Origin of the sequence: Gluconobacter sp. P1D12_c (genome assembly GCF_018812105.1) — a bacterium.
Classification (GTDB): domain Bacteria; phylum Pseudomonadota; class Alphaproteobacteria; order Acetobacterales; family Acetobacteraceae; genus Gluconobacter; species Gluconobacter oxydans_A.
This window is the reverse complement of sequence record NZ_JACSIQ010000903.1, coordinates 1-353: the sequence shown is the minus strand read 5'-3', so window position 1 is coordinate 353 and position 353 is coordinate 1. Positions and strand designations below refer to the sequence as shown.

The 353-nt window shown below is 47.3% G+C and carries 1 protein-coding gene; it reads right to left on the bottom strand.

Going from position 1 to position 353, the window contains the following annotated elements:
* Positions 1-353, bottom strand: a 353-nt coding sequence (locus KP705_RS19725) for a hypothetical protein (RefSeq protein ID WP_215765539.1), incomplete at both ends; no start/stop codon positions are given.

Below are 353 nucleotides of genomic sequence, written 5' to 3'. Positions count from 1 at the left end.
ACCGCATTGATATCCCTGTTGCCAAGCTCCCACGAACCACGCAACGCAAACAGATTACGCCCCGTTAGAGCATCGCATCCAATTTTTTGGAGTTTTTCGATAACCTGCTGATGGTGTCGCTTAGAGACAACTTCAATGAGTTCGAGAGCCTTTTTGCCGAGTTCAGTGTCAGGCGTCTGCGTATAATTCTGGACCATAAGACAGGGTTCAGAGACGTTATAGAAAGCATGATGCGGGAGCATCAGCCCAACAATCTTATTCTCCATCTGCTCGAATTTTATTTCATCACCAACGATGACACGACCATCAAGAGAAGGCTCAACACAGAGAGCCATAGCAATATCGGGCCCGAA